We start from the raw sequence: 24,741 nt of genomic DNA, 5'->3' as shown, positions 1-24,741 counted from the left end.
TGTGAATGGCCCGGGCCTTTTCACACCGCGATTGCCAAAGGCCTGTGCAAGACTAGCTGACAGAGAATCGCATAGTGGAGGGCATTTGAGATGAGTCTGATGAAAACGCTGGCCAAGGTGGCCATTGGTGTGGCCGTGGCCAAGGGCGCGAAAAGCGTGATGGAACGCGGACGCCAGCAGCAGGGCCAGACCGGCACGACGCAGGCGGGCGGCGGCGGTCTAGGTGGATTGCTGGGTGGTCTGGCGGGTGCCGCCGGTGGCAGTGCCGGCGCCGGTGGCGGGCTGAACGATATGCTGGGTGGCATGTTGGGCGGTAGCCGCGCGGGCGGCGGGCTCGGCTCCGGCGGGCTGGGCGGTTTGCTGGAAAGTCTGGGCGGCGCGCAGGGCGCGTCATCGGGCAGCGGCGGGCTTGGTGGTCTGCTGGGCGGTCTGGCCGGTGCCGCGGGTGCGGGCGGTTTGCTGGGCGGGATGTCCGGCGCCGTCAAGAAAGCGCCCCCGAGCAACGACAGCAGCTTTGGTGCCGTGCTCAACAGCCAGTTCGACCAGACGCCCGAGCCGGAAATACAGCCGAGCCAGGATCAGGAAGCAACGGCCGGTCTGATGCTGGCCGCGATGATCCAGGCGGCGAAGTCCGACGGCACGTTTGATGACGCCGAGCAGCAAAAGCTGCTCAAGCATCTGGGCGATATCGACCCTGACGAGGCCGCCTTTGTGCGCGACCAGATGCAGGCGCCGGTGAACGTAGAGGCGCTGGTTGCAGATACCCCCGAGGGCATGGGCCAGCAGGTCTATGCGATGAGCGTGCTGGCGATTGATCTGGATACCGGAGAGGAAGCGCAGTACCTGCACAAGCTGGCGAGCGCCTATGGGCTGCAACCCGCGCAGGTCAACGAGATTCACGCGCAACTGGGTGTGCCGTCGCTTTACACCTGAGCGCGGCGTCTGGCGTCACGAAAACGAAAGCCCCCGCCGATGCAGCGGGGGCTTTTGGCATTGTCTATCAGGCCTGACGCGATTTGCCGCCGCCACCGCCGCCACCGCGACGTCTGCGCTGGCCACCGCCGGGTTTACCGGCACCGGCACCGGCGGCTGCACCACCGCCAGCGGCACCTTGCGGACGACCGCCACCGCCGCCACCTGCACCACCACGCCCGCGGCCACGACCGCGCCCGCGGCCCCCGCCTTTGGGCTTGTCGGGGATTTCCATCGCTTCCCACGGACGGCCCGAGGCCACGGGGATCGAGATTTTCATCGTCTTCTGGATGTCTTTCAGCTCACCCATCTCGTCGGGGGCGCAGAACGCGATCGCTGCGCCATCCTTGCCCGCCCGTGCCGTGCGCCCGATGCGGTGCACGTAGTTGTCGGGCACGTTGGGCAGCTCGTAGTTATAGACGTGTTTGACGTCGGGAATGTCGAGCCCGCGCGCCGCCACATCCGTGGCCACAAGCACCGTCACATCGCCCGATTTGAACGCCGCGATGGCGCGGTCCCGCTGGCCCTGGCTTTTGTTGCCGTGGATCGAGGCCGCGTCGAAGCCCGCCTTGACCAGATCCTTCATCAGCTTTTCGCACCCGTGTTTGGTCCGCCCGAACACCAGCGCCCGTTCACCGGGATGTTTGGCCAGCAGCTCCTTGAGCAGCTCTTTCTTCTCTGCCTTGGCGATGAAATGCACTTCTTGCGTGACCTTGTCCGCGGCCTTGCCCGGAGGCGAGACTTCGATGCGGATCGGCGATTTGAGATAGCTGTTGGCGATCTCGTTCATCAGCTTGGGCATGGTGGCCGAAAACAGCATTGTCTGACGCTCGGCGGGGATGACTTGCGCAATTTTGCGCAGATCGTGGATAAAGCCCATGTCGAGCATCTGGTCGGCCTCGTCCAGCACCAGAAAGCTCGCGTCATCGAGACGTACGGCACGGCGGTCCATCAGGTCCAGCAGACGCCCCGGTGTGGCCACCAGCAGATCGACGCCCCGTTCCAGCCGCCGGATTTGCGTGTTGATGTTCTGCCCGCCCACGACCATTGCCACCTTGAGCGGCGTGTTCTCGGCGAAACCGCGCAGGTTCTCGCTGATCTGGGTAGCCAGTTCGCGGGTCGGTGCCAGCACCAGACCGCGCACGGATTTGGGGGCGGGACGGCCCGGCATGTCCAGCATCTGGGCCACCAGCGGGATGCCGAAAGCGGCCGTTTTGCCGGTGCCGGTCTGGGCCAGCCCCATCACGTCACGGCCATTCAGCCCGTGCGGGATGGCCTGTTTCTGGATCGGGGTCGGGTCGGTCATGCCCATCGCCGACAGTCGTTTTACCAGAGCTGCGGGCAGCTCCATCATGTCAAAATCGCTCATAAATCTCAATCTTATTGGGCCGCACGGGGGAGAACCGGCAACCACATCATCTGCGTGCAGGCACGGATCGCGGCCCAAGGCCACATGCCCTGAACCGTCCAGCCAGCTTTGGCCCCACGCGTGATTTTGGGAACAACAGGCGGCCTCTCGGGGCAGTCACGGGGTTCGTGCTGCAACTGCTCACGCGGCAGGAAGCATCGCCTGGGACCCACATGGGGCTTTGCGCGGGGAAAGTCAACGTGTCGTTGTGGCCGTGCGACACAATCGCCCTATCCTTCTGGGCACCTTAAAGAAAGACCGCCACCATGAACGACCGCACCAGCCGTGACCGCCCGCTTTTGGCGGTGCTGATTGATGCCGACAATGTCCCCGCCAAACATGCCAGCGCGATCCTGCGGGAAATCACCAGCATCGGTGAGCCGGCGTTGCGCCGTGTATATGGCGATTGGTCGAGCGAGCGGTTGAAGTCGTGGACCGACAAGCTGTTGGATCTGGGGTTGGTCGCGGTGCAGGAGACCGCCAACACGAAGGGCAAGAACGCCTCCGACATCGGGTTGGTCATCGACGCGATGGACATCCTGCACGCGCGCCGGTTTGACGGCTTTGTACTGGTGTCTTCGGACAGCGATTTTACGGCACTTGCCAACCGCCTGCGCGAGGACGGTCTGACCGTCATCGGCATCGGTGAGCAGAAAACGCCCGAGGCGCTGCGCAACGTGGTCAACCGGTTCATCTTTATCGAAAATCTGGCCAATGGTGACCGCAAGGGCGCACAGGGCACCCAGCGGGCCGCGGCCGCCCTGCCCCTGATCGTGTCGGCCATGGAAAAGCACGATCAGGAGGACGACTGGTATAATCTGGGTCTGATCGGCCAGACCATTCAGGCCGCCCACCCCGATTTCGACACCCGCAGCTATGGTCACGGCAAGCTGTCTGCGCTGGTGCGCGATCTCGACGCGCTCGAGACACAGAAATCGGGCAATCGGCTGATGGTGCGGCTCAAGTCCTGAGTCGCGCCTGCGGGTCTGGATCGGGCCGCCCCGCCATCATCGGCAGCAGCACGCTCAGCACCATCAGCCGCGTGATATGACAGGCCGCCACAAAGCCCGGCACAACGCCCAGCACGACGCCCATCGCCGCCATCGTTTCCAGCCCGCCTGGCGAGAACGCCACCAGCACATGCGCCGCGGGCATGCCGAGCGCCATTGCGACAGGCACGCTGGCCAATCCGGCGAAAACCACCGCAATGGCCGTGATGCTGAGCCCCGCGCCGATGCTGTCGCGCAGGTAGCGCAGGCTGACGCCCGAGAACCGTGTCCCGATCAGCGCCCCCAGGGCCAGATACGCAGGCAGTACCAGCCACAGCGGCATGACACCACTGCTGAGCCCGCTGAGCTGTGCCCCGCCCGCCGTGATCATCGCGCCCAGCAGCAGCGGCGCGGGCACCCGCAGCCGCATGAACACGCGCCCCACCGCCACGGCCACCACGAACAGCACCGCGACGGTCCGGACCGACCACGCAGGCCCCGGCGGCGCCAGCGAGCCCGCCATGTCTACGCCAAAGCCCATCGCGATGAACGGCACCGCCAGCGTCAGCATCACCAGCCGCACCGATTGCGTGATCGAAATACGCGCCACGTCATCGCCCGCCTCTTCGGCCATGGCGATCACAAAGCTCAGGTGCCCCGGCGCAGAGGCCAGCAGGGCCGCGCGCCGTCCGTAGCCGAAGCGCCGCGCCAGCAGCGCCCGACACGCCATCATCGTGGCCCATGTGAGCACGACCACCATGGCAAAAGCGAGCGGCCAGCGGATCATCGCGCCCAATGCGTCGCGGTCGAACCCTGCCCCGACGGCCAGCCCGATCACCACGAAACACAGGTCGCGAAAATGCGGGTCGATCCCTGTGCGCAGGCCCGCAACCCCCGCCACGCTGACCGCAAAGGCAGGCCCCAGCAGGATATAGACCGGCGCGCCCGCCAGCCACGCCAGCGCCGCGCCGATACAGGCGATGGCGAGCGTCAGCACGGTCTGTCGGGTGCGGCCCAGCATCAAAGTCATAACCCCTGACCTATCACGCAGACCCTTGCACAACCAGCACGAAAAGCGCATCACCCCCGCACATGCCCTGCCACTTCCCCCTGAAAGGTCTTTGAATGGACAATCTGCGCGGTGCCGCCCTCATGGTGTTGTCGATGCTCGGATTTGCGATCGAAGACGCCTTTATCAAACGGATGTCTGGGGATGTGCCGGTGGGCCAGATCATGGTCATGCTGGGCATCGGCGGTGGCGTGATCTTCGGGGCGGTTGTGCTGGCGCAGGGACGCGCGGTGATCGAGTGGGCGATGCTGACGCCAGCAGTCATCATCCGGGCCCTTGGCGAAATGTTCGGCACGCTGTGCTTTATCTCGGCCATTGTGTACACGCCGCTCAGTTCGGCCTCCGCGATCCTTCAGGCCACGCCCTTGGTCGTCACACTGGGCGCGGCGCTGTTTCTGGGCGAAACGGTGGGCTGGCGCCGCTGGGCCGCGATCGGCGTGGGGTTCATGGGCGTGATGATGATCATTCGGCCCGGACTGGAAGGGTTCACGCCGCTGTCGCTGTTTGCACTGGGGGGCGTGATCGGGCTGGCCATCCGCGACATCGCCACCCGCAAGATCCCCAAGACCCTTTCCACCATGCAGCTGAGTTTTCTGGGGTTCATTGCCATCGTACCGGCAGGGACCGTGCTGATGCTGGGCACAGGTACCGCCCCCGTGGCGATGACGGCCACGAACACGATCTTCCTCGCGCTGGCACTTGGCATCGGTGTGTTTGCCTACTACGCGATTGTTGCCGCGATGCGTGTGGGCGAGGTCAGCTTTGTCACGCCGTTCCGGTATACCCGCCTGATTTTCGCGCTGATGATCGGCATTGCCTTTTTCGGCGAACGGCCCGACACGTTGACCTTGCTGGGATCTCTGATCATCGTCGGTTCGGGCATCTACACCCTGTGGCGCGAACGCAAAACACGCGGCACCCGCCCCGCAACTCTGGCCAAAGCAGGCCCCGGACGCTAAGACACGCGCGACGTTTGCGCTAACTTAAAGGAAATCTTCCCATGAGCACAATTATCGACATCCACGCCCGCGAAATCCTCGACAGCCGGGGAAATCCAACCGTCGAGGTCGATGTGATCCTCGAAGACGGCACCATGGGGCGCGCGGCCGTGCCCTCGGGTGCGTCGACCGGGGCGCATGAAGCTGTCGAAAAGCGCGACGGCGACAAGGCGCGCTACATGGGCAAAGGTGTTCTGGAAGCCTGCGCCGCGGTCAACGGTGAAATCGCCGAGGCGCTGGTGGGGATGGACGCCACCGATCAGGTCGAGATCGACGAAAGCATGATCGAGCTTGACGGCACCGACAACAAGGGCCGTCTGGGGGCAAACGCCATTCTGGGCGTGTCGATGGCCACGGCCAAAGCGGCGGCGGACTTCTGCACGCAACCGCTCTACCGCTATGTGGGCGGCACCTCGGCGCGGATGCTGCCGGTGCCGATGATGAACATCATCAACGGGGGCGAGCACGCCGATAACCCCATCGACATCCAGGAATTCATGATCATGCCCGTCAGCGCGGAAAACATCCGCGAGGCGGTCCGCATGGGCTCCGAAGTGTTCCACACACTGAAAAAGGAGTTGTCGGCAGCGGGTCTGGCCACGGGCGTCGGCGACGAAGGCGGCTTTGCCCCCAACATAAGCTCCACCCGTGACGCGCTTGATTTCATTCTGAAATCCATCGAGAAAGCCGGGTACAAACCGGGCGATGACATCCACCTCGCACTCGATTGCGCGGCGACGGAATACTACAAGGACGGCAAATATGTCCTGTCTGGCGAAGGCAAAACGCTCAGCTCGGAGGAAAACGCCGATTACCTCGCCGCGCTCTGTGCGGATTATCCCATCATCTCGATCGAAGACGGCATGTCCGAGGATGACTGGGACGGCTGGGTCGCGCTGACGGCGAAACTGGGCGACAAGGTCCAGCTGGTGGGCGACGATCTGTTCGTGACCAATCCCGCCCGCCTGTCTGACGGGATCAGCCGCAAGGCCGCGAATTCGATGCTGGTGAAGGTCAACCAGATCGGCACGCTGACCGAAACGCTGCAGGCGGTCGATATGGCCCACCGCGCAGGCTTTACCAACGTGATGTCGCACCGGTCGGGCGAAACCGAGGACGCGACCATCGCCGATCTGGCGGTCGCCACGAACTGCGGTCAGATCAAGACAGGCAGCCTCGCGCGGTCGGACCGGCTGGCGAAATACAACCAGCTGATCCGCATCGAAGAGCAACTGGGCGAAACCGCGCAATACGCAGGCCGCGGCATTCTCAAGTAAGCCCATGCGCGGCGGCACGGTCCGCACCCTGCCGCCGCCCGCCTTTCCGGACACGCCAATGACGCTGACCCTTGCGCCCCCGCAATCGCCCGCCGATCTCGACGCCGTGCGGCGGCTGTGCTGGGATTACCGCCGCCATCTGGCCGATGTCTCGCCCATAGAGGCGGAACTGACGGAAACCTTCTATCCCGTGCCGAAATACCGACAGCTGATGGATACGCTGGCGCAGACGCATGCGCGACCGACCGGCTTCATCTTGCTGGCTAAACTCAATGGCGCGCCGGTCGGCTGCGGGATGACACATGCCTTGTCGCCCGACACGTCCGAGATCAAGCGCATCTACGTCGATCCGGTCGCCCGCGGCCAGGGGGTGGCGGCACGCATCGTGACGGAATTGATGGCGCAGGCCCGCCTGGACGGGTTTGCGCGCGCGGTGCTCGATACGTCGAAAAACCTGCACCCAGCCCGGGCGCTCTACGCCAGCCTCGGGTTTGCGGAATGCGGGCCCTATCAGGATATCCCCGCAATCGCCCTGCCCCATCTTGTGTTCTTCGAGGCCCCCCTATGACCCAGACTGCCGACCGGATCATCGAAAAGCTCGACCTGTCACCACATCCGGAGGGCGGGCATTACCGGCAGACATGGATCGCGCAAAACGACGGTCGGCCCACCGGCACCTGCATCTATTTTCTGCTGAAGGCAGGCGAGCAATCGGACTGGCACCGCGTCGATGCCACCGAAATCTGGCTGTATCACGCGGGCGCGCCGCTAGTTTTGGGCATTGCCGAGACCGCCGCGGGGCCTGCGCGCGATCACCTGCTGACCCCGGATCTGGACGCGGGCGCGCCGCAGATCATCGTCCCCGAAAACCATTGGCAGCGTGCCCGCAGCACGGGCGAATATACCCTTGTGAGCTGCACCGTGTCGCCGGGTTTCAGGTTCGAGGGCTTTACGCTCGATCCCGGTCTGGTCATTCCGGAAGGCTGATCGTGCCGCCACCCACGGCCGCGCGCACGCCCGTGGTGCTGGCGCAGGACGTCGGCAGTCCGCGCGCCACGCGGACCGCCAGATAGGCAAAGGCCTGCGCTTCGAGCATGTCGCCATCCAGCCCCACCGCCTCTACCGGAGCGACCGCGCAATCGAGCGAGACCGACAGCATCTCCATCAACACCGGATTGCGCCGCCCGCCGCCCGTGACCAACACCCGCGCGGGCCGCTGCGGGCAATGCTGCATCGCTTCGGCCACGCCCGCGGCGCACATCGCGGTGAGCGTGGCGGTGGCATCGGCATCCGACAATTCGCGCACCAGATTGATCATTTCCGCAAAATCGTTCCGGTCCAGTGACTTGGGTGGCATCCGTGCGAAATAGGGTTCCGCCAGAAACAGCTCCAGCGCGCCGGTTTCCACCGTACCGCTGCGCGCGATTGCGCCATCCGCGTCAAAGGCCAGCCCGCGGCGTTCGTGCACCAGATCGTTGATGGGCGCGTTTGCGGGGCCGGTGTCAAAGGCCAGCAAGGCCCCGGGGGCGGCGGGATCCGCGACCTGCGGATCAACCCAGGTGATGTTGCCGACCCCGCCGAGATTGAGAAAGGCAACGGGCGCGCCGGCCCCGATATGGCGCGCGCAGGCGTGGTGGAAGAATGGTGCCAGCGGCGCCCCCTCCCCGCCCAGCTCCACGTCGGCACTGCGGAAATCCCAGACCACCGGCAGGCCCAGACGCCGCGCCAGAAGCGCCCCGTCGCCCACCTGCAAAGTGCCATGCGTGCGCGGTGCGTGCGACAGGGTCTGGCCATGGAAACCGATCACATCGACATCCCCGAAAGGTGCGAGCGCCTCCAGATGCGCCGCCTCGACGATCCGGGCCGCCGCCGTGACCTCCGTGCCCTGCCACTGCCCGAAACCGGCCGCGATCGTGGCCCGTTCGTCCGCGGTGTAATCGCGGTAGCCGCTGCGCCCGAAGCCGTGGATGTCGTGACCGTCCGTGCGCAGCACCGCCACATCGACACCGTCGAGCGACGTGCCGGACATCGCCCCTGCGGCTGTAATCACACCTGTCTTGGCAATGCCACTTCCCATACGCGCTCGGGCCTTTTCCTTTGGCTGCTGTGGGCCTATAGATGCCCCGTTATTCACGACAAGGGCAAGCGCCATGACATACCACCCCAAATCGGATTTCATCGCAGTGATGATGGAGCGCGGGTTTCTCGCCGATTGCACCGATTATCAGGGCTTGGACGAGGCGCTGCTGAAGGGCGGGCAACCGGGGTATATCGGGTTTGATGCCACCGCCAAGTCGCTGCACGTCGGCAGCCTGATCCAGATCATGATGCTGCGTTGGTTGCAGAAAACCGGCGGCAAGCCGATCACCCTGATGGGCGGCGGCACCACCAAGGTGGGCGATCCTTCGTTCCGCGCGGACGAACGGCCCCTGCTGGGCCCCGAACAGATCGACGACAATATCGCGGGCATCAAGCGCGTCTTCAGCGCCTACCTGAGCTATGGCGATGGTCCGTCGGATGCGATGATGATCAACAACGCCGAATGGCTCGACGGGTTGAACTACCTCGATTTCCTGCGCGACATCGGGCGGCATTTCTCGATCAACCGGATGCTGTCGTTCGAGAGCGTGAAGTCCCGCCTCGACCGCGAGCAGTCGCTGTCGTTTCTAGAATTCAACTACATGATCCTGCAGGCCTATGACTTCATGGAACTGCACCGCCGCTATGGCTGTATCCTGCAGATGGGCGGCAGCGACCAGTGGGGCAACATCGTCAACGGGATCGACCTGACCCGCCGGGTCATCGACGGAGAAGTCTATGGGCTGACATCGCCGCTGCTGACCACCAGTGACGGCAAGAAGATGGGCAAATCGCAATCCGGTGCGATCTGGCTCAATCCCGACATGCTGAGCCCCTACGAATTCTGGCAGTTCTGGCGCAATACCACCGATGCCGATGTGGGCCGCTTCCTCAAGCTCTATACCGAGATGCCGGTGGATGAATGCGACCGGCTGGGGGCACTGGCGGGATCGGAGATTAACGCGGCCAAGGTGCGGCTGGCCAATGAGGTCACCACCCTGTTGCACGGCGCCGATGCGGCAGCAGCGGCCGAGGCCACGGCCCGCGAGGTGTTCGAGCGCGGCGGTGTGGGTGACGATCTGCCCACGCTGACGCTGAGCGCGGATGAGGTTGCCGGCGGCATTTCCATTGTGCAGCTGATCGTCAAGGCCGGTCTGGCCAAGACGGGCAAGGAGGCCAAGCGCCTGATTTCGGAAAACGGGGCCCGGATCGACGACGCACCGCTGACCGACGCGGGCCTGATGCTGGATGCGGGGGCGCTTGCCTCGCCGGTCAAGCTGTCGGCGGGCAAAAAGCGCCATGCGCTGGTGCAGATCGGCTAGCCCGCTCGGGCAGCGCTTAACCGCGCCTTAACCACCTTCGGACCATGCTGGGGCGATGTTTGACGCAGCCCCCGCCCAAAGCGATCACGCCCTGTTGCAGGACCCTGTCTTTGCGGCCGCGTTGCGGCACTGCGGCGAACGGCCCGTGACGCTCGACAGTGGTCATGTGGTGCTTGTGCGCCGCCTGCTCGGGGTAAAGCTGGCGATGCTGCCGCGCGCGGCCCCCCCTGCCGATTTGCCCCACCTGTTGCGCGCGGCGCGATTGCACCGTCTGCCCCTGATCCTGTCGCCGGAAACACCCCTGTCCGCGCACCCCGGTGTGCCGCTGGCGCGGGCCAAGCGGCTGTGGATGCTCGATCTGCGCCCGGAGGAGGCCGAGCGGCGTGCCGCGCTACACCAGAATTGGCGGCACGCGCTGCGCCGGGCGGAAGCGGGACCGCTGCGGGTGTTGCACCGGCCGCTTGCCCCCGACCACCCAGTCATCGCGCTGGCCGCGCAGCAGGCGCGCGCGCGGGGCTATGCCCTATGGCCCGCGCCGCTGACGGCGGCCTTCAGCGCCCTGTCGCCCGCGCAATCGCATCTGTTCACCGCGCTACGGCAGGGCCATCCGGTGGCCCATATGGTGTTCCTCCAGCACGGATGCAGGGCCAGCTATCACATCGGTCACCGCATGGAAGCCGCCGAAGGTGCGCACCAGTTGCTGTTGTGGCAGGCCGCGCGACAGCTGCGCCGGTTGGGCGTGACGCGGATCGATCTGGGCCCCGACATCGCGCAGGCGCCGGGCCTTGCGCGGTTCAAACGCCGGGCGGGCGCGCGCGCGCAGGTCACCGGTGGCACCTGGCTGCGGTGGCGGCCCTTGTCCTGAGCGCCGCGCCGTGGTTATCTGAACACACGTTCAGATAAGGAGCCTTCAGGGTGGATATCAAATCAACGGCAGCGGTCATTTCCGGCGCTGCATCGGGTCTGGGAGAAGCAACCGCCCGCCATTTTGCGGCGCAGGGGGCGCAGGTTTGCCTGCTGGACCGCGATGCGACGCGCGGCCGCGCGGTGGCCGAAGAGATCGGGGCCCATTTTATCGAGACCGATGTCACCGACAGCGCGTCGGTGGAACAGGCAATCGATGTGGCCCGCGAACGGATGGGCGCGCTGACCACGGCCGTCAACTGCGCCGGTATCGCCGTCGGGATCAAGACCACGGGCCGCGAGGGTCCGCACCCGCTGGAGCCATTCCAGCGCACGATCGATATCAACCTTGTGGGCAGCTTCAACGTGGCCCGTGTGGCCGCGGCCGCGATGGCCCGCAATGACCCTGACGCCCGGGGCGAGCGTGGCGTGATCATCAACACCGCCTCTATTGCGGCCTTTGACGGGCAGCGCGGGCAGGCCGCCTATGCGGCCTCGAAGGGGGGCGTGGTGGGCATGACCCTGCCTATGGCGCGGGATCTGGCCAAGGACCGCATCCGCGTGATGACGATTGCACCGGGCATTTTCGCGACGCCCATGCTGGCCGGTTTGCCGCAGGATGTGCAGGACAGTCTGGCCGCCGAAGTGACCAACCCGCCGCGGTTGGGTGATCCGGAGGAATTTGCGCGGCTGGCCGCCTTCATCGTTGGCATGGGGTATCTCAACGGTGAGGTCATCCGGCTTGATGGGGCGTTGCGGATGCGGTGAGCGTGGCGGGGGCGCTGCCCCCGGGGCCCGGCGGGGCCGGACCCTCCCCCGGAGTTTAGGGGCAAGATGAAGACCCGTGCGTCAGCCTGCGGCTTTTTCCTCCAGCAGCATCCACTCTTCCTCGGCGGAGGAGAGCTTTTCGTGCCGTGCCACCAGCGCATCGGTGGCTTTCTGGAACTTCACCGGTTCGCGGGTGAAAAGCTCGGGGTCGCTCATCAGCTCTTCGAGCTTGGCGATCTCCGCCTCGAGCCGTTCGATTTCGGCAGGCAAGGCTTCGAGGCGGTGCTTTTCGGTAAAGCTGAGGCCTGATTTGGGCTTTGTGCCCGGGGTGTCCGCCTTGGGGGCGGCGGTTTTGGATTTCACCACGCTTTGGGCGAAATCGTCCTGTCCGCGCTGGTTGATATAGTCCGACCAGCCGCCGGCATAGACCGTGGCACGCCCGTCGCCTTCCATGGCGATAGTGGTGGCGGCCACGCGGTCCAGAAAATCGCGGTCGTGGCTGACAAGGATGACGGTGCCATCGTATGTGCCCAGCAATTCCTGTAGCAGGTCGAGCGTTTCGACATCGAGATCGTTGGTCGGTTCATCGAGCACCAGCAGGTTGCTTTCGCGGGCCATGATCTTGGCCAGCAGCAACCGCGCCTTTTCGCCGCCCGACAGGGACCGCACGGGCGCGCGCGCCTGGGCTTCGTCGAAGAGGAATTCCTTGAGGTAGCCGACGACGTGTTTGGGCTGGCCGCGCACCAGCACCTGATCGGCCTTTCCGGACACGCGCATGTCGGGATCGCCGGTCAGGCTGTCCCATAGCGACATGTCGCCATCCAGTTGGGCACGGGCCTGATCAAACAGCGCCAGCGCGATGTTGGTGCCCAGTTTGATGGTGCCGCTGTCGGGTGTTTCGCGACCGATCATCATGTTCAGGAGCGTCGTCTTGCCCACGCCGTTGGGGCCCACCAGCGCGATCCGGTCGCCGCGCATGACGGTGAGCGAGAAATCCCGCACGATCTGTTTGTCGCCGAAGCGTTTCGCGACGCTTTCGGCCTCGATCACCTTGCGGCCCGATTTGGGCCCTGCGTCCAGCGCCATTGCTGCCGTGCCCTGCCGCTTTATCTGGTTGCTGCGCTCGGCGCGCAGGTCCTGCAGGGCGCGCACACGGCCCTGGTTGCGCTTGCGCCGTGCGGAAATGCCTTCGACGGCCCACCGCGCCTCGGCCTTGATCTTGCGGTTGAGCTTGTGGCGCTGCATGTCCTCGTCTTCCCAGGTCTTGTCGCGCCACGCCTCGAACCCGTCAAAGCCCACATCCTGCCGCCGCACATCGCCCCGGTCGACCCAGAGCGTGCCGCGGGTGAGCGCGCGCAGGAACGCGCGGTCGTGGCTGATGACGACAAATGCCTTGCGGGTTGTTTTCAATTCGGTTTCCAGCCACGCGATCGCCTCGATGTCGAGATGGTTCGTCGGTTCGTCGAGCAGCATCAGTTCGGGCTCGGCCGCCATCAGACGGGCCAGCGCCGCGCGCCGCCGTTCGCCGCCGGAGGCGGTTTCCACCGGGCGGGCGGGGTCGAATTTCAGCCCCTCGCCCGCGCGTTCGACCTTGTACATCTCGGAGGCTTCGAGCCCGTGGGCGGCAAAATCACCCAAAGTGGCGAAGCCCGCCAGATCGGGATCCTGTTCCATGTAGCCGACGCTGACGCCCGGACCTGTCACAACGGCCCCGCGGTCGGGCTCCACCAAGGATGCCATCACCTTCATCAAGGTGGATTTGCCCGATCCGTTCCGCCCGACAAGCGCCATGCGGTCGCCCGGCTGGACCACGAGTGACAGGTCGTCAAAGACCGGATCGCCGCCAAAGGTGAGTGAAATATCGGTGAGCTGAAGAAGGGGTGCACGTGCCATGCACGCCAGCTAGGGCCTGCGGGGGCAAAGGTCAATCACACCAATGCCCTGAGAAGCCTTTTGCGGTTTTCGGGAATGGCGCCGATTTCGAGGCCGGTGAACACGTGCAGCGTGCCAAGGTCGCGGTCGATGACGGCGTGATCGCTGACCCAGCCGCCCATCAGCAGATAGGTCCGCAGCAGCGGCGGCATGCCGGATTGCGCCTTTTTCTGATCGGGGGGCGTGGACCCCAGGGTCCCGAGCGGCACGGTTTCGGCCGCGTGCACACCGGGCCGCCAGCGCGCCGGGGCCAGATGGCGCGCGTGCAGCACGCCAAAGGCATCGCGGTGTACGGCGGCTTGGGTGCCCGCAAAGGACGAGCAGCCGAACATCAGCATCACCCCATCGCGGTCCACGATCCGCGTCATGCCCGCCCACGCAAGCCGCAGGATGTCGGGGTCCTGCCAATCGGGGTGGATGCAGAACCGCCCCAGTTCCAGCATCGGCCCGTCAAAGGCGGCAAGCCGCCCGAGATCGTAGAATTGCGCGGCGTAGCTGTCGTGCAGGGTGGCCCCGTTCAGCAGGCGCAATCGAAAGCAGCACACCAGCGCGCCGGTGTCGGCATCTCGGATCAGCATGTGCCGGCTGGCGGCATCGAAGCGGTCGCCGTCGGGCATCGGGGTGCCAAAGCACAGGGCCCGCAGGGCGCGCGCCTGCGCCAGATCGTCTGCGCCGGCCCCTGTGTGCAATACGTACCGCCCCTTGTGCAGCGGCGTCATTGCGCCACCGCGACCGTCGGCAGATGCGGGCGATGGCCCGTGATGTGCGCTGGCTGCAATCAGGTGCCGCCGCCGCCAAGACCCGCAGGCGAGAAGCGTGACAGGTTGCCCAGAAGCTGGCGCAGGAAGGTTTTGTTCTCGACGCCCGCGTCGGTCACGCGCCGCGAGATCGGCACCACCTGCCCGCGTTCCAATCCGAAGCGTTCGATGTTGGTGACGACACCGTCGGTATCGAAGCTGATCGCGAGCACTTCGCGTTCGGTTTCGCGTGTCGGCAGGAAGCCCAGCGTGCTGCGCTGGCTGCGCACGTAGTAAAAGCCGCTGTTGTTGACCACACCGGCGGTCGACGGCGCGCCGACCGTTTCCTCGACGCTGGCGCGTGTATCGACGCCCACGGTGATCAGGTCGAGATCTTCGGAAGGCGGAATGTAGCCGTGATTTTTGATCGTCGGCGCACAGGCCGACAGGGCCACGGCCGCAGCGGTGGCGACGATGACGTGACGCAGGGTGCGTGCGTTGCGATATTTCTGCATTGTCCGGCCCCTTGCCCTTTAACGCCTTGGCTTCTATCTCGCATATACCAAATTGCGTTGATGGTTCAAGAAACGAAAGCACAAGATCATGTCGTCCACGTCCCCCAGCACCACAAGTCTGCGTGTCTCCGATCTGTCCCAGTCGGGGCCGACCGCTTTCAACCTGCGTCCCGACAAGGCCCAGCTGCAGGCAATCGCGCAGGAGCTGGGGCTCGACGGGCTGCGCAAGCTGTCGTTCGAGGGCGACGTGCGGCCCCAGGGCAAGAGCGACTGGGTGCTGCAGGCCCGTCTGGGCGCGACCGTGATCCAGCCCTGCGTGGTGACGCTGGAGCCCGTGACCACCCGCATCGAGGCGCCGGTGGCACGCACGTTCCTGCGCGATTATACCGAAACCGATGAGCCAGAGGCCGAAATGCCCGAGGACGACACCCGCGAGCCGTTGGGCACGAGCATCGATCCGGCCGCGATCATGCTGGAGGCACTGGCGCTGAACCTGCCCGAATATCCGCGCAAGGATGGTGCCGGGATCGATTCTGTCGCCGTGACCGAGCCGGGCAAGAAACCGATGACCGACGAAGATGCGCGCCCCTTTGCCGGGCTGGCCGACCTCAAGGCCCGGCTGGAGGACGACAAGGACAGCTGAAACCCCCGCAAAACACCGAAAATGCCGCTTGCGCCGGCAGAATTTCGCAGTATTTTGCCGCCCTCCCCCCAATTAGCGTTGGACATCGTGCGGGCCATTGCCTAAACGCACACCACGCCCGTTAGGGGAGTTCGATTTCAACACGGCCCGGGACGCAATCGTGCGTTGCCTCATGGCCCCGAGAGCAAAGGCACCAGACATGGCTGTCCAACAGAATAAAGTTTCCAAATCCCGTCGCAACAACCGTCGTGCTCACGATTCGCTGAGTGCAGCGAACCCCAACGAATGTTCCAACTGCGGCGAGCTGAAGCGCCCGCACCACATTTGCGCGGCATGCGGCCACTATGACGACAACGAGATCGTTGCCCTGAACGACGAGATTGATCTCGACGAAGACGCGGCATAAGCTGCGTCTGACCAAAGGTAACTCAAAGGCTTTCGCACCCGTATGACGGCCCAGCCCGATCAGCAAAACGCGACAGCCGGACGTACCCTCATATCGGTGGATGCGATGGGGGGCGATCAGGGACCGGCAGCAGTGGTTGCCGGTTGCCTCATATCCGCCAAGATCAATTCCGACATTGCGTTCATCCTGCACGGCCCCCGCGCCGAGCTGGAAACGCTTGTCGGCAAGCATCCCGAATTGCGCGACCGCTGCGAAATCCGCGAGGCGGTGGGCGTGGTCACGATGGACGACAAGCCAAGCCAGGTTGTCCGGTCGGGGAAAGACACCTCCATGTGGTCCGCGATCGAGGCGGTCCGGTCGGGCGAGGCCAGCGTCGCCGTATCGTGCGGCAACACCGGCGCATTGATGGCGCTGTCGATGATCCGGCTGCGCAAGCTGCCCGGCGTCAACCGCCCCGCCATCGCGGTGCTGTACCCCTCGTCCAACAGCCAGGGTTTCAACGTGATGCTGGACGTGGGCGCCGATGTGCGGGCCGATGCCGATGATCTGCTGCGCTTTGCGCTGATGGGCATGTCCTATGCCCGCAACGGTCTGAACGTCGACCGGCCGCGCATCGGGTTGTTGAATGTGGGCACCGAGGAGCACAAGGGCCGCACCGAGCTCAAGGAAGCCTATGATCTGATTCGCGACCAGCAGGAGACCGCGCAGTTCGAGTTCGTGGGCTTTGTAGAGGGTGGCGATATTTCCGGCAACACCGCCGATGTAATCGTCACGGACGGATTTACCGGCAATGTCGCGATCAAGACCGGCGAAGGCACGGCGAGCCTGATCGGGGACCGCTTGCGCGAGGCGTTCAAATACTCGGTGCTGTCGCGGCTCGCGTCATTGCTGGCCTATACCTCACTGATGCGTCTGCGGCGCAAGATCGACCCCCGCCGCGTGAACGGCGGCGTGTTTCTGGGACTGAACGGAACAGTTGTCAAAAGCCACGGCGGCGCCGATGCCACCGGCGTGTCGGCCGCGATAAAGCTGGCCGCGCAACTGGCAGAGAACGGGTTCAACGACAAGCTGGCGGCCCGCGTGGCCGCGGCCCTCCCCTCAGACGAGAAAGAGGCAGAATGACACTACGTGCCGTCGTTACCGGTGTGGGCCACTATTTGCCCGAACGCGTTGTCGAGAATGCCGAATTCGAGAAATCGCTCGACACGACGGACGAGTGGATCCGCAGCCGGTCGGGCATCGAGCGGCGCCATTTCGCCGCCCCCGACGAGACGACATCCTCCATGGCGACCGCCGCTGCGCGCGCGGCGCTGGAGATGGCGGGAACCGACGTGCAGGACGTCGACGCCGTTGTGTTGGCCACGTCCACCGCCGATCTGACCTTTCCCTCGGCGGCCACGATGGTACAGGCGCAGCTGGGCATGAAAACAGGTTTCGCCTTTGATATACAGGCGGTCTGTGCCGGGTTTGTCTTTGCGCTGAGCAATGCCAACGCGCTGATCCTGTCGGGACAGGCGCGCCGCGTGCTGGTGATCGGGGCCGAAACATTCAGCCGCATCATGGACTGGACCGACCGCAGCACCTGCGTGTTGTTCGGCGATGGCGCGGGCGCGGTTCTGCTTGAGGCGCAGGACGGCGACGGCACCGCACAGGACCGCGGCATCCTGTCGACCGATCTCAATTCCGACGGCAGCCACCGCGATCTGCTTTATGTGGACGGCGGCGTGTCGACCGGCACCACCGGATACCTGCGCATGCAGGGCAACCAGGTGTTCCGCCACGCGGTCTCCAAACTGGCCGCGACCGCCACCACCGCGATGGAGCGGGCGGGTGTATCCGACGGCGATATCGACTGGATCGTGCCGCATCAGGCCAACATCCGCATCATCGAGGGCACCGCGAAAAAGCTGGGCCTGCCGATGGAACAGGTGGTCGTCACGGTGCAGGATCACGGCAACACGTCGGCGGCCTCCATTCCGCTGGCTTTGTCGGTGGCGCACGCGCGCGGGCAGATCAAGCGCGGCGATCTTCTGGTCACCGAAGCGATCGGCGGCGGGCTGGCCTGGGGTGCGGTGGTCTTGCGCTGGTAACCCCAATAGGTTGAATGCAGCGCAGTCCGCAATGTACTGATATTGACTTCAAAAGCCAAGATCGACACAGTTGCCCAATCTCAAATTGGGGGACGTTATGACCAGCAAGACATTGACGCGTATGGATCTCAGTGAAGCCGTGTTCCGAGAAGTCGGTTTATCGCGCAACGAAAGCTCCCAGCTGGTAGAGACCGTTCTGGATGAAATGTCCGATGCGCTGGTGCGTGGCGAACAGGTCAAGATTTCGAGTTTTGGCACGTTTTCGGTGCGCGACAAGTCGGCCCGAATCGGGCGCAACCCGAAGACCGGCGAGGAAGTGCCGATCAACCCGCGCCGAGTGCTGACCTTCCGTCCTTCGCATCTGATGAAAGACCGCGTCGCGGACGGCAACAAGCACTGAACCGATGTCCAAGTCGCCCGACGCCTTCCGCACCATTTCCGAAGTAGCCGAGTGGCTGGGCATCCAGGCGCATGTGCTGCGCTTTTGGGAAAGCAAGTTCACGCAGGTGAAGCCGATCAAGCGCGCGGGTGGCCGCCGGTATTACCGCCCTGCCGACATGCAATTGCTCGGTGGCATCAAGAAACTGCTGCACGACGACGGGCTGACCATCAAGGGTGTTCAGAAGATCCTGCGCGAAGAAGGCATGAGCCATGTTGCCGCGCTGTCGATCCCGCTGGATGATGAGGCGCAGGATGCGCCGGTGATCGAAGACGCGCCGATGACGGAAGCCCCCGAAGCGGAAGATCCCGTAGGCGTTGTGCTGCCCTTCGAGGCCCGCGTGGCCGCACCCGAAGAAGAAAAGACGCAAGACATACCCGCGGCTGAGGCTGAGGCTGACGCTGACGCTGACGCTGACGCTGACGCTGACGCTGACGCTGACGCTGACGCTGACGCTGACGCTGACGAACTTGCGGTCGAGACTGTCGAGGTCAACCCCTCTGAAACTGGTGATGCGCCTGCGGCCCCCGCGCCGGAGGAGGCCCCCGTGGCCGCAGCGGACGCGTCTGAGGATAGGGCCGAGCCGTCGGAGGAAGAGACGCGCGACGCCCCTGCGCCGGTCGCAGATGCGGATGCGGATGCGGATGCGGATGCGGATGAAATCTCGCCCCTTCCCGCATTCTTGCAAGAGCCTGCACCGACACCGATTGCTCCGGAAGAGGATGCCGCCCCCGCGCCGCCGCAAGACAGCGCCGACAATGTGAGCGACATGCCGCAGACCGCCGAAACCGCAGAGGTGGAGGATATCGAGACGGTCGCCCCCCCTGCCGAGGACGACCCCGCGCAAGAGGACGCCGACACAGCGCAAGAAGCGCCCGCGCCGGAAACCACCGCCGACACGCCGGCTGCCCCGTCGCGGCCCCGTGACATCGGCATGCCCCCGATGTTGGCCGAAGAAGAGTTTCACGCCGAAAGCGGCGCGTTGAGCGCGGCATTCCGCGCGCGGCGTGTGACACCGGCAGCCGCGGCCGATCTGGCGCCCCTGCTCGAGCAGTTGAGTGCCCTGCGTGACAAGATGGCGGCACGCCGTCAATCGGCCCCCAAAAAAGACTGACCGGCGCATGACTTTCGGCGCAATTCCCCCTTGCACGCGGCGGCATATCGGGTATGAACGCCCCCATGTCGGGCTATGGCGCAGCCTGGTAGCGCGTCCGTCTGGGGGACGGAAGGTCGCAGGTTCGAGTCCTGCTAGCCCGACCACGACATACACAAAACGCTCGCACCTTGCCGGTGCGGGCGTTTTGCACATCAAAAGGATGCATTGATGCCCGGCGTGATCCCGAACCAGCAATTGGAAGTGATGATCGCGGAGGGCCAGATCGCCGCCGAGCCTGCGGTTGAGCCTGCGCAGATCCAACCCGCCAGCCTTGATCTGCGGTTGGGGCATGTGGCCTACCGCGTGCGGGCGTCGTTTCTGGCCGGTCACGGTGCCAAGGTCGCCGACCGTCTGTCGGAATTCGAAATGCACCGCGTCGATCTGACCGACGGTGCCGTTCTGGAAAAGGGCTGTGTTTACGTGGTGCCGCTGATGGAGCGGCTGGACCTGCCCGGGCACATCTCAGCGGTGGCCAATGCCAAAAGCTCGACCGGGCGGCTCGATCTGCTCACGCGCACGATCACCGACGGCGGTACGGAATTCGACCGCATCGCCGAAGGATACAGCGGGCCGCTTTATGCCGAAATTTGCCCGCGGTCCTTTTCGGTGCTGGTGCGGCCCGGCATGCGGTTGAACCAGATCCGCTTTGGCGCCGGTGATGCCCAGCTGAGCGATGAAGATCTGCGCGCGCTACATACCCAGACGCCACTGGTCGACGGGGAGGCCGTGATCGACGAAGGGTTGGGCTTTAGCGTCGATCTGCGGCTTGCGGGGACCACGCTGGTGGGATACCGCGCCAAACCGCACACGGGGGTGATCGATCTGGACCGGATCGGCGAATACGCCCCCGCCGATTACTGGGAAGAAGTGCACAGCGACAAGGGCCACATCATTCTGGACCCCGGCGCATTCTATATTCTGGTCAGCCGCGAGGCCGTGACCATCCCGCCCGATTATGCCGCCGAAATGGCTCCCTATCTGGCGATGGTGGGTGAATTCCGCGTGCATTACGCAGGGTTCTTCGATCCCGGCTTTGGCCATGATGCGGCGGGCGGGTCGGGGTCGCGCGGTGTGCTGGAAGTGCGCTGCCACGAGGCGCCCTTCGTGCTCGAGCACGGGCAGGTCGTGGGCCGGTTGGTCTACGAGCGGATGGATGAAGCGCCGACCCAGCTATATGGGGCGGGGATCGCATCGAACTATCAGGGACAGGGTTTGAAGCTGTCCAAACACTTCAAGGCGCCCTGAGGCGCCTTGCGTTTGCGTCCGTCACGCTGACGCCGTTCAGAATTTGTTGACGCGGCGCATGACTTTCATCGCCTGCTTGGCCTGTTTTGCGCCCTGCCGGCCGGCCTGGCGCTGGCGGCGTTCGTCGTGGGGCGCGCCGTCTGCCTTGGGTTTGCGCATCTTCGATGCCTTGTTGAAGCCTGCATCGATACCCTTGCTGACCAGTTTGCGCATGAAAAGGCGCGTGACCATGTTGATAATCTGATTCATTTCGATAGCCCTTTTTGGTGCCGTTTGCTCGTTCGTTTCTAATATAGGGACAATTAAGGCAATTTTGCGGTCAGTCTTCAAATAGTTCGCTCTGCCCCTCGGCGGCTTCCGGCTCATCCTCGCCTTCGCCGATCCGGGGCATGCTGCCGGGGGGGGGCCGGTTTTCCAGCAATCCCGCGGACCGCAGCTCCTTAAGCCCCGGAAGATCGCGCGCGTTTTCGAGGCCGAAGTGGTCCAGAAACGTCTGCGTCACCACAAACGTGACAGGCCGACCGGGCGTCATCTTGCGGCGGCCAAAGCGGATCCATTCCAGCTCGAGCAGCTGGTCCACGGTACCACGGCTCACGGACACACCGCGGATCTCCTCGATCTCGGCGCGGGTGACGGGCTGGTGATAGGCGATGATCGCCAGTGTTTCGATCGCGGCGCGGCTGAGTTTGCGCACCTCGACCGTTTCCTTTTGCATCAGAAAGCCCAGATCGGCGGCCGTGCGCATGGCATAGGCATCGCCCACGCGCATCACCTGCACGCCGCGTCCTTCGTAGCGTTTGCGCAGATGCACCATCGCTTCGGCGGCGTCGCTGCCGTGGGGCATGCGCGCCTCGAGATCATTCAGCGTCACCGGCTCCGCGCTGGCAAAAAGCACGGCTTCGATCATGCGCTCCTGTTCGGCCATCGGCGGGGCTTCGAACAGGCTTTCTTCTGGCGTTTCAATATCTTCCGACATGATCCTAATCTTTCTTGCGCAGGTGGATCGGGGCAAAGACATCCGATTGCCGGATTTCCAGATGCCCCTCTTTCACCAATTCGAGCGAGGCGGCAAATGTCGCGGCGGTGGCCGAGCGGCGTTTGACCGGATCGCTTTCCCATCCTTCGGGCAAATAGCTGGTCAGGTCCGACCAGTCGCCGGCATAGCCGATCAGACCGCGCATCCGCTCCAGCGCCTGTTCCATGGTGAACACCGCCTCGCGGTCCATCACGAAGGGGCGGAATTCATCGCGGGTCCGGATGCGCGCGTAGCCCTGCATCAGGTCCAGCAGCGTCGCGGTATAGGTGACCTTGCGCACCCGCTCGACCATCTGGGTCTGACCGCGGGCGAAGAAATCGCGCCCCAGCTGGTCACGCGCCATCAGGCGGGCGGCCACGTCGCGCATGGCCTGCAACCGCTCGAGCTGAAACGCCAGATGGGCGGCAAGCTCTTCGCCCGATGGTCCTTCTTCGGCGGGATCGGGGGGCAGCAGCAGGCGCGATTTCAGGAACGCCAGCCACGCGGCCATCACCAGATAATCGGCGGCCAGTTCAAGCCGCAGCTGTTTGGCTTTCTCGACAAAGGCGAGATACTGGCGGGCCAGTTGCAGCACGGAAATCTTGCGCAGATCGACCTTTTGTGTGCGGCTGAGCGTCAGGAGCAGATCGAGCGGGCCCTCAAAGCCGTCGACATCCACGATCAGCGCCTCTGCGGCCAGCCTTTCGGCCACCGATTGGCTGTCTTCCTGAAAGAGTGTTTCAGCCATGCCCCGCTCCGCCCAACAGCTTTGAAAGCTGCGCGTCGAGGGCGGAAATGTCAATATCATCGGGGGTTCGGCGGTAGCCAAGCGCCCGTTCGGCACGCGACTGCGCAGCATCCGACATCTCGCCTGCGGCATTGGCGACCTCGGCGCGTTCGGACAGTGGCGCATTGCAGTGCAGGATCACATCACAGCCCGCCGCCAGCGCACCGCGCGACAGATCGGTGAGCGAGCCGGTGAGCGCCTTCATCGAGATGTCGTCGGTCATGATCAGGTTTTCGAAACCGATGTCCTCGCGGATCGCCTGCATGACCTTGGGCGACAGTGTCGCGGGCCGGTCATCGATGGCGTCATAGACCAGATGCGCGGTCATCCCCATGGGGGTGTCGCGCAGGGCGCGGAAGGGGGCGAAATCGTCACGCTCGAGACTGGCGCGGCTGGCGCTGACGCGCGGCAGGTCAAAGTGGCTGTCCGCGGTGGCGCGACCGTGGCCGGGGATGTGTTTGATCACCGGCAGCACGCCACCGTCGAGCATGCCGTCGTTCGCGGCCTTGCCCATGGTCGTGACGGTGGAGACGTCCGTTCCGTAGCAGCGGTTGTAGAGAAATTCATGCGTCCCCGGCCCCGGAACATCGACCATCGGGGCGCAGTTGCTGTCGATGCCAAGCGCGCAGAGCTCGTGCGCGATCAGGCGAAAGCGGATGTACATCGCTTCGGCGGCACGAGAACCGGCGGCGGTCACGAAATCCAGCGGCGGCAGCCATTCACGCCACGTGGGGCCGCGCAATCGCTGCACCCGCCCGCCTTCCTGATCGATCGTGATCGGGGCATTGCGCCCGACCGCATCGCGGAAATCCGACGTCAGCGCGCGCACCTGGTCGGGCGTGTCGATGTTGCGGGCAAACAGGATGAACCCGAAAGGATTGGCATCGCGGAACAGCGCTTTTTCCTCGCGCGTCAGGCGCAGGCCGTCCGCGTCGAGGATTGTCGCGCCGAACCTGCTCATCTGGTCACCACCGGGATGCAATCGGCGCTTTCGGCCACGAGCGCCGAGCAGAAGCGGCGGGCATCGGCGATGTCGCTGAAGCCATGCGCGCGCAGGCGGTAGAAGGTGCGCCCGCCGCTGGTGGCTTTCTGGATGATGCGGCTTTTGCCTTCGAGGTAGGGACCGAATTTGCCGTTGAGCCGCGCCCATTGTTCGCGGGCGATGTCGGCGCTGTCAAAGGCGCCAAGCTGCACCAGCCGGGTGCCGGCAGGCAGGCTGGCGGGATCGAGATCGGTACTGCCTGCGGATGCGGAGGCGGCTGCGGGTGTGGCGGTCTGCGGCGCCTCTGTGGGGCGCGTGGGGCGCGCAACCGGCGGGCGCAGCGAGATTTGCACCACGCCTGCGGCATCCACGGGGGCCGTGATCGTGGGGATTTCCTGCGCGTCGGTGCTCGGAGCGGCGACGGTGGCGGGCGCGGTGTCGAGCGCGGCCAAGGGGGCGACACCGTCGGTCAGCTGTGCCACGAGATCCTGCACTTCGCCCGATTGCAGGGCCGCGGTGATTTCGGCGCTGGTGGGGGCCGGCGCATCGGCGGAAACGGCAATTGCTTCGCCAAGGGGCGCGCCCTGTGACAGCGGATCGACCACTTCAGGTGCATCCGCGACCTGCAACGCCGGCATGGGCTGGTCCTCTTCGGCCAGATCGGTGGGTTGCGGCGCCAGACGCACCGTGTCGGCGGGGCGTCCGTCGGCCACGGCGGCCACAGCGTTGACCGACAGCCCCTGATGCTGCGCCAGCTGCCCGCCGGGATCGAGGGGGCGCACACGCATATCGCCTTCGATCGCACGCACGACAGGAATGCCGCTGACATCCCGGACCATCAGTTTATAGCCCCAGACGCACACCCCGGCGATCAGCGCCAGCGACACGGCGGCCCCGGCCATGTTGGTCAGCTTGCCAAGTGTTGCGGTCCGCGACACGGGTTCTGCACCGGAATGGTAAAAGCCTTGCGCGCCCCCGGTTTCGGGGACGTGAGTAAAATCTGCCATCG

Annotated in this window: 27 protein-coding genes and 1 tRNA gene; 17 read left to right on the top strand and 11 right to left on the bottom strand. The window is 64.9% G+C overall.

Annotated elements, in window-relative coordinates; genetic code table 11:
- The first annotated feature begins 90 nt into the window (after positions 1–90).
- On the top strand, positions 91–933 hold the full coding sequence (locus K3756_RS07665; RefSeq protein WP_259992661.1) for a tellurite resistance TerB family protein: 843 nt from the start codon (positions 91–93) through the stop codon (positions 931–933).
- A 67-nt stretch (positions 934–1,000) separates the two neighbouring features.
- On the opposite strand, the gene K3756_RS07660 is transcribed toward K3756_RS07665, so the two are convergent.
- Positions 1,001–2,341, bottom strand: coding sequence for a DEAD/DEAH box helicase (locus K3756_RS07660; RefSeq protein ID WP_259992658.1), 1,341 nt, complete (start codon positions 2,339–2,341; stop codon positions 1,001–1,003).
- Between the two features lie 305 nt (positions 2,342–2,646).
- On the opposite strand from K3756_RS07660, the gene K3756_RS07655 reads away from it, so the two are divergent.
- A complete protein-coding gene (locus tag K3756_RS07655) occupies positions 2,647–3,351 on the top strand; it encodes an NYN domain-containing protein (RefSeq protein WP_259992656.1) in 705 nt (234 codons plus the stop codon).
- On the opposite strand, the gene K3756_RS07650 is transcribed toward K3756_RS07655, so the two are convergent.
- Positions 3,341–4,399, bottom strand: a complete 1,059-nt coding sequence (locus K3756_RS07650) for an AbrB family transcriptional regulator (RefSeq protein ID WP_259992654.1) — start codon at positions 4,397–4,399, stop codon at positions 3,341–3,343. The two genes, K3756_RS07655 and K3756_RS07650, sit on opposite strands and share 11 nt — an antisense overlap.
- Before the next feature lie 95 nt (positions 4,400–4,494).
- Between K3756_RS07650 and K3756_RS07645 the strand changes: the two genes are divergently transcribed.
- The 4 genes from K3756_RS07645 to K3756_RS07630 are packed head-to-tail and all read left to right on the top strand — an operon-like array spanning position 4,495 to position 7,700.
- Positions 4,495–5,397, top strand: a complete 903-nt coding sequence (locus tag K3756_RS07645; protein ID WP_259992653.1) for a DMT family transporter — start codon at positions 4,495–4,497, stop codon at positions 5,395–5,397.
- A gap of 41 nt (positions 5,398–5,438) precedes the next feature.
- Entirely contained in the window at positions 5,439–6,713 is a 1,275-nt protein-coding gene (eno, locus tag K3756_RS07640) for a phosphopyruvate hydratase (protein WP_259992651.1), read from the top strand.
- A 58-nt stretch (positions 6,714–6,771) separates the two neighbouring features.
- Positions 6,772–7,281, top strand: coding sequence for a GNAT family N-acetyltransferase (locus K3756_RS07635; RefSeq protein WP_259992636.1), 510 nt, complete (start codon positions 6,772–6,774; stop codon positions 7,279–7,281).
- Entirely contained in the window at positions 7,278–7,700 is a 423-nt protein-coding gene (locus K3756_RS07630) for a cupin domain-containing protein (RefSeq protein WP_259992635.1), read from the top strand. The genes K3756_RS07635 and K3756_RS07630 overlap by 4 nt, the downstream gene beginning before the upstream one ends.
- On the opposite strand, the gene K3756_RS07625 is transcribed toward K3756_RS07630, so the two are convergent.
- Positions 7,684–8,790, bottom strand: a complete 1,107-nt coding sequence (locus K3756_RS07625) for an anhydro-N-acetylmuramic acid kinase (RefSeq protein ID WP_259993515.1) — start codon at positions 8,788–8,790, stop codon at positions 7,684–7,686. The genes K3756_RS07630 and K3756_RS07625 overlap by 17 nt on opposite strands.
- Before the next feature lie 73 nt (positions 8,791–8,863).
- Between K3756_RS07625 and tyrS the strand changes: the two genes are divergently transcribed.
- Genes tyrS through K3756_RS07610 form a run of 3 tightly spaced genes read left to right on the top strand, consistent with a single transcriptional unit; the run spans position 8,864 to position 11,785 of the window.
- A complete protein-coding gene (gene tyrS, locus K3756_RS07620) occupies positions 8,864–10,114 on the top strand; it encodes a tyrosine--tRNA ligase (RefSeq protein ID WP_259992633.1) in 1,251 nt (416 codons plus the stop codon).
- 55 nt (positions 10,115–10,169) lie between these two features.
- Positions 10,170–10,979, top strand: coding sequence for a GNAT family N-acetyltransferase (locus K3756_RS07615; RefSeq protein WP_259992623.1), 810 nt, complete (start codon positions 10,170–10,172; stop codon positions 10,977–10,979).
- Positions 10,980–11,029: 50 nt separating this feature from the next.
- Positions 11,030–11,785 carry an SDR family NAD(P)-dependent oxidoreductase gene (locus tag K3756_RS07610; protein ID WP_259992621.1) on the top strand — a complete coding sequence of 252 codons (756 nt, stop codon included), beginning with the start codon at positions 11,030–11,032 and terminating at the stop codon, positions 11,783–11,785.
- Positions 11,786–11,866: 81 nt separating this feature from the next.
- Here the strand turns inward: K3756_RS07610 and K3756_RS07605 are convergent, their stop codons facing one another.
- Genes K3756_RS07605 through K3756_RS07595 form a run of 3 tightly spaced genes read right to left on the bottom strand, consistent with a single transcriptional unit; the run spans position 11,867 to position 14,969 of the window.
- Entirely contained in the window at positions 11,867–13,678 is a 1,812-nt protein-coding gene (locus K3756_RS07605) for an ATP-binding cassette domain-containing protein (RefSeq protein WP_259992619.1), read from the bottom strand.
- A 35-nt stretch (positions 13,679–13,713) separates the two neighbouring features.
- Entirely contained in the window at positions 13,714–14,436 is a 723-nt protein-coding gene (locus K3756_RS07600) for a GNAT family N-acetyltransferase (protein ID WP_259992608.1), read from the bottom strand.
- Positions 14,437–14,495: 59 nt separating this feature from the next.
- Entirely contained in the window at positions 14,496–14,969 is a 474-nt protein-coding gene (locus K3756_RS07595) for an outer membrane protein assembly factor BamE (protein ID WP_259992606.1), read from the bottom strand.
- Between the two features lie 88 nt (positions 14,970–15,057).
- On the opposite strand from K3756_RS07595, the gene K3756_RS07590 reads away from it, so the two are divergent.
- The 8 genes from K3756_RS07590 (at position 15,058) to K3756_RS07555 (ending at position 20,948) form a co-directional block, all read left to right on the top strand.
- Positions 15,058–15,612, top strand: a complete 555-nt coding sequence (locus tag K3756_RS07590) for a DUF177 domain-containing protein (RefSeq protein ID WP_259992604.1) — start codon at positions 15,058–15,060, stop codon at positions 15,610–15,612.
- A 199-nt stretch (positions 15,613–15,811) separates the two neighbouring features.
- On the top strand, positions 15,812–16,018 hold the full coding sequence (rpmF, locus tag K3756_RS07585) for a 50S ribosomal protein L32 (RefSeq protein WP_259992602.1): 207 nt from the start codon (positions 15,812–15,814) through the stop codon (positions 16,016–16,018).
- A 42-nt stretch (positions 16,019–16,060) separates the two neighbouring features.
- A complete protein-coding gene (gene plsX / locus K3756_RS07580; protein WP_259992591.1) occupies positions 16,061–17,140 on the top strand; it encodes a phosphate acyltransferase PlsX in 1,080 nt (359 codons plus the stop codon).
- Complete coding sequence (locus tag K3756_RS07575) at positions 17,137–18,108, top strand: beta-ketoacyl-ACP synthase III (RefSeq protein WP_259992582.1); 972 nt, start codon at positions 17,137–17,139, stop codon at positions 18,106–18,108. The genes plsX and K3756_RS07575 overlap by 4 nt, the downstream gene beginning before the upstream one ends.
- Positions 18,109–18,205: 97 nt before the next feature.
- On the top strand, positions 18,206–18,508 hold the full coding sequence (ihfA, locus tag K3756_RS07570; RefSeq protein ID WP_259992579.1) for an integration host factor subunit alpha: 303 nt from the start codon (positions 18,206–18,208) through the stop codon (positions 18,506–18,508).
- Positions 18,509–18,512: 4 nt separating this feature from the next.
- A complete protein-coding gene (locus tag K3756_RS07565) occupies positions 18,513–19,661 on the top strand; it encodes a MerR family transcriptional regulator (RefSeq protein WP_259992569.1) in 1,149 nt (382 codons plus the stop codon).
- Between the two features lie 69 nt (positions 19,662–19,730).
- Positions 19,731–19,807 (top strand) — tRNA-Pro (locus K3756_RS07560).
- A gap of 64 nt (positions 19,808–19,871) precedes the next feature.
- Positions 19,872–20,948, top strand: coding sequence for a 2'-deoxycytidine 5'-triphosphate deaminase (locus K3756_RS07555; RefSeq protein ID WP_259992559.1), 1,077 nt, complete (start codon positions 19,872–19,874; stop codon positions 20,946–20,948).
- A gap of 36 nt (positions 20,949–20,984) precedes the next feature.
- Here the strand turns inward: K3756_RS07555 and K3756_RS07550 are convergent, their stop codons facing one another.
- The 5 genes from K3756_RS07550 to K3756_RS07530 are packed head-to-tail and all read right to left on the bottom strand — an operon-like array spanning position 20,985 to position 24,739.
- The gene (locus tag K3756_RS07550) at positions 20,985–21,278 is read right to left on the bottom strand and encodes a hypothetical protein (protein ID WP_259992547.1); all 294 of its coding nucleotides are present in this window, start codon (positions 21,276–21,278) and stop codon (positions 20,985–20,987) included.
- Positions 21,268–21,924, bottom strand: a complete 657-nt coding sequence (gene scpB, locus K3756_RS07545) for an SMC-Scp complex subunit ScpB (RefSeq protein ID WP_259992545.1) — start codon at positions 21,922–21,924, stop codon at positions 21,268–21,270. The genes K3756_RS07550 and scpB overlap by 11 nt, the downstream gene beginning before the upstream one ends.
- Before the next feature lie 4 nt (positions 21,925–21,928).
- Positions 21,929–22,711 carry a ScpA family protein gene (locus K3756_RS07540; protein WP_259992535.1) on the bottom strand — a complete coding sequence of 261 codons (783 nt, stop codon included), beginning with the start codon at positions 22,709–22,711 and terminating at the stop codon, positions 21,929–21,931.
- Positions 22,704–23,711 carry a beta-N-acetylhexosaminidase gene (nagZ, locus tag K3756_RS07535; RefSeq protein ID WP_259992533.1) on the bottom strand — a complete coding sequence of 336 codons (1,008 nt, stop codon included), beginning with the start codon at positions 23,709–23,711 and terminating at the stop codon, positions 22,704–22,706. Before nagZ ends, K3756_RS07540 begins: the two co-directional genes overlap by 8 nt.
- Positions 23,708–24,739, bottom strand: a complete 1,032-nt coding sequence (locus K3756_RS07530; RefSeq protein WP_259992524.1) for an SPOR domain-containing protein — start codon at positions 24,737–24,739, stop codon at positions 23,708–23,710. The genes nagZ and K3756_RS07530 overlap by 4 nt, the downstream gene beginning before the upstream one ends.
- Positions 24,740–24,741: the final 2 nt, after the last annotated feature.

It is taken from the genome of Sulfitobacter sp. S190, from assembly GCF_025141935.1.
Lineage (GTDB): Bacteria > Pseudomonadota > Alphaproteobacteria > Rhodobacterales > Rhodobacteraceae > Sulfitobacter.
The sequence above is the reverse complement of the archived record's forward strand: the minus strand, read 5'-3'. Positions and strand labels throughout refer to the sequence as shown.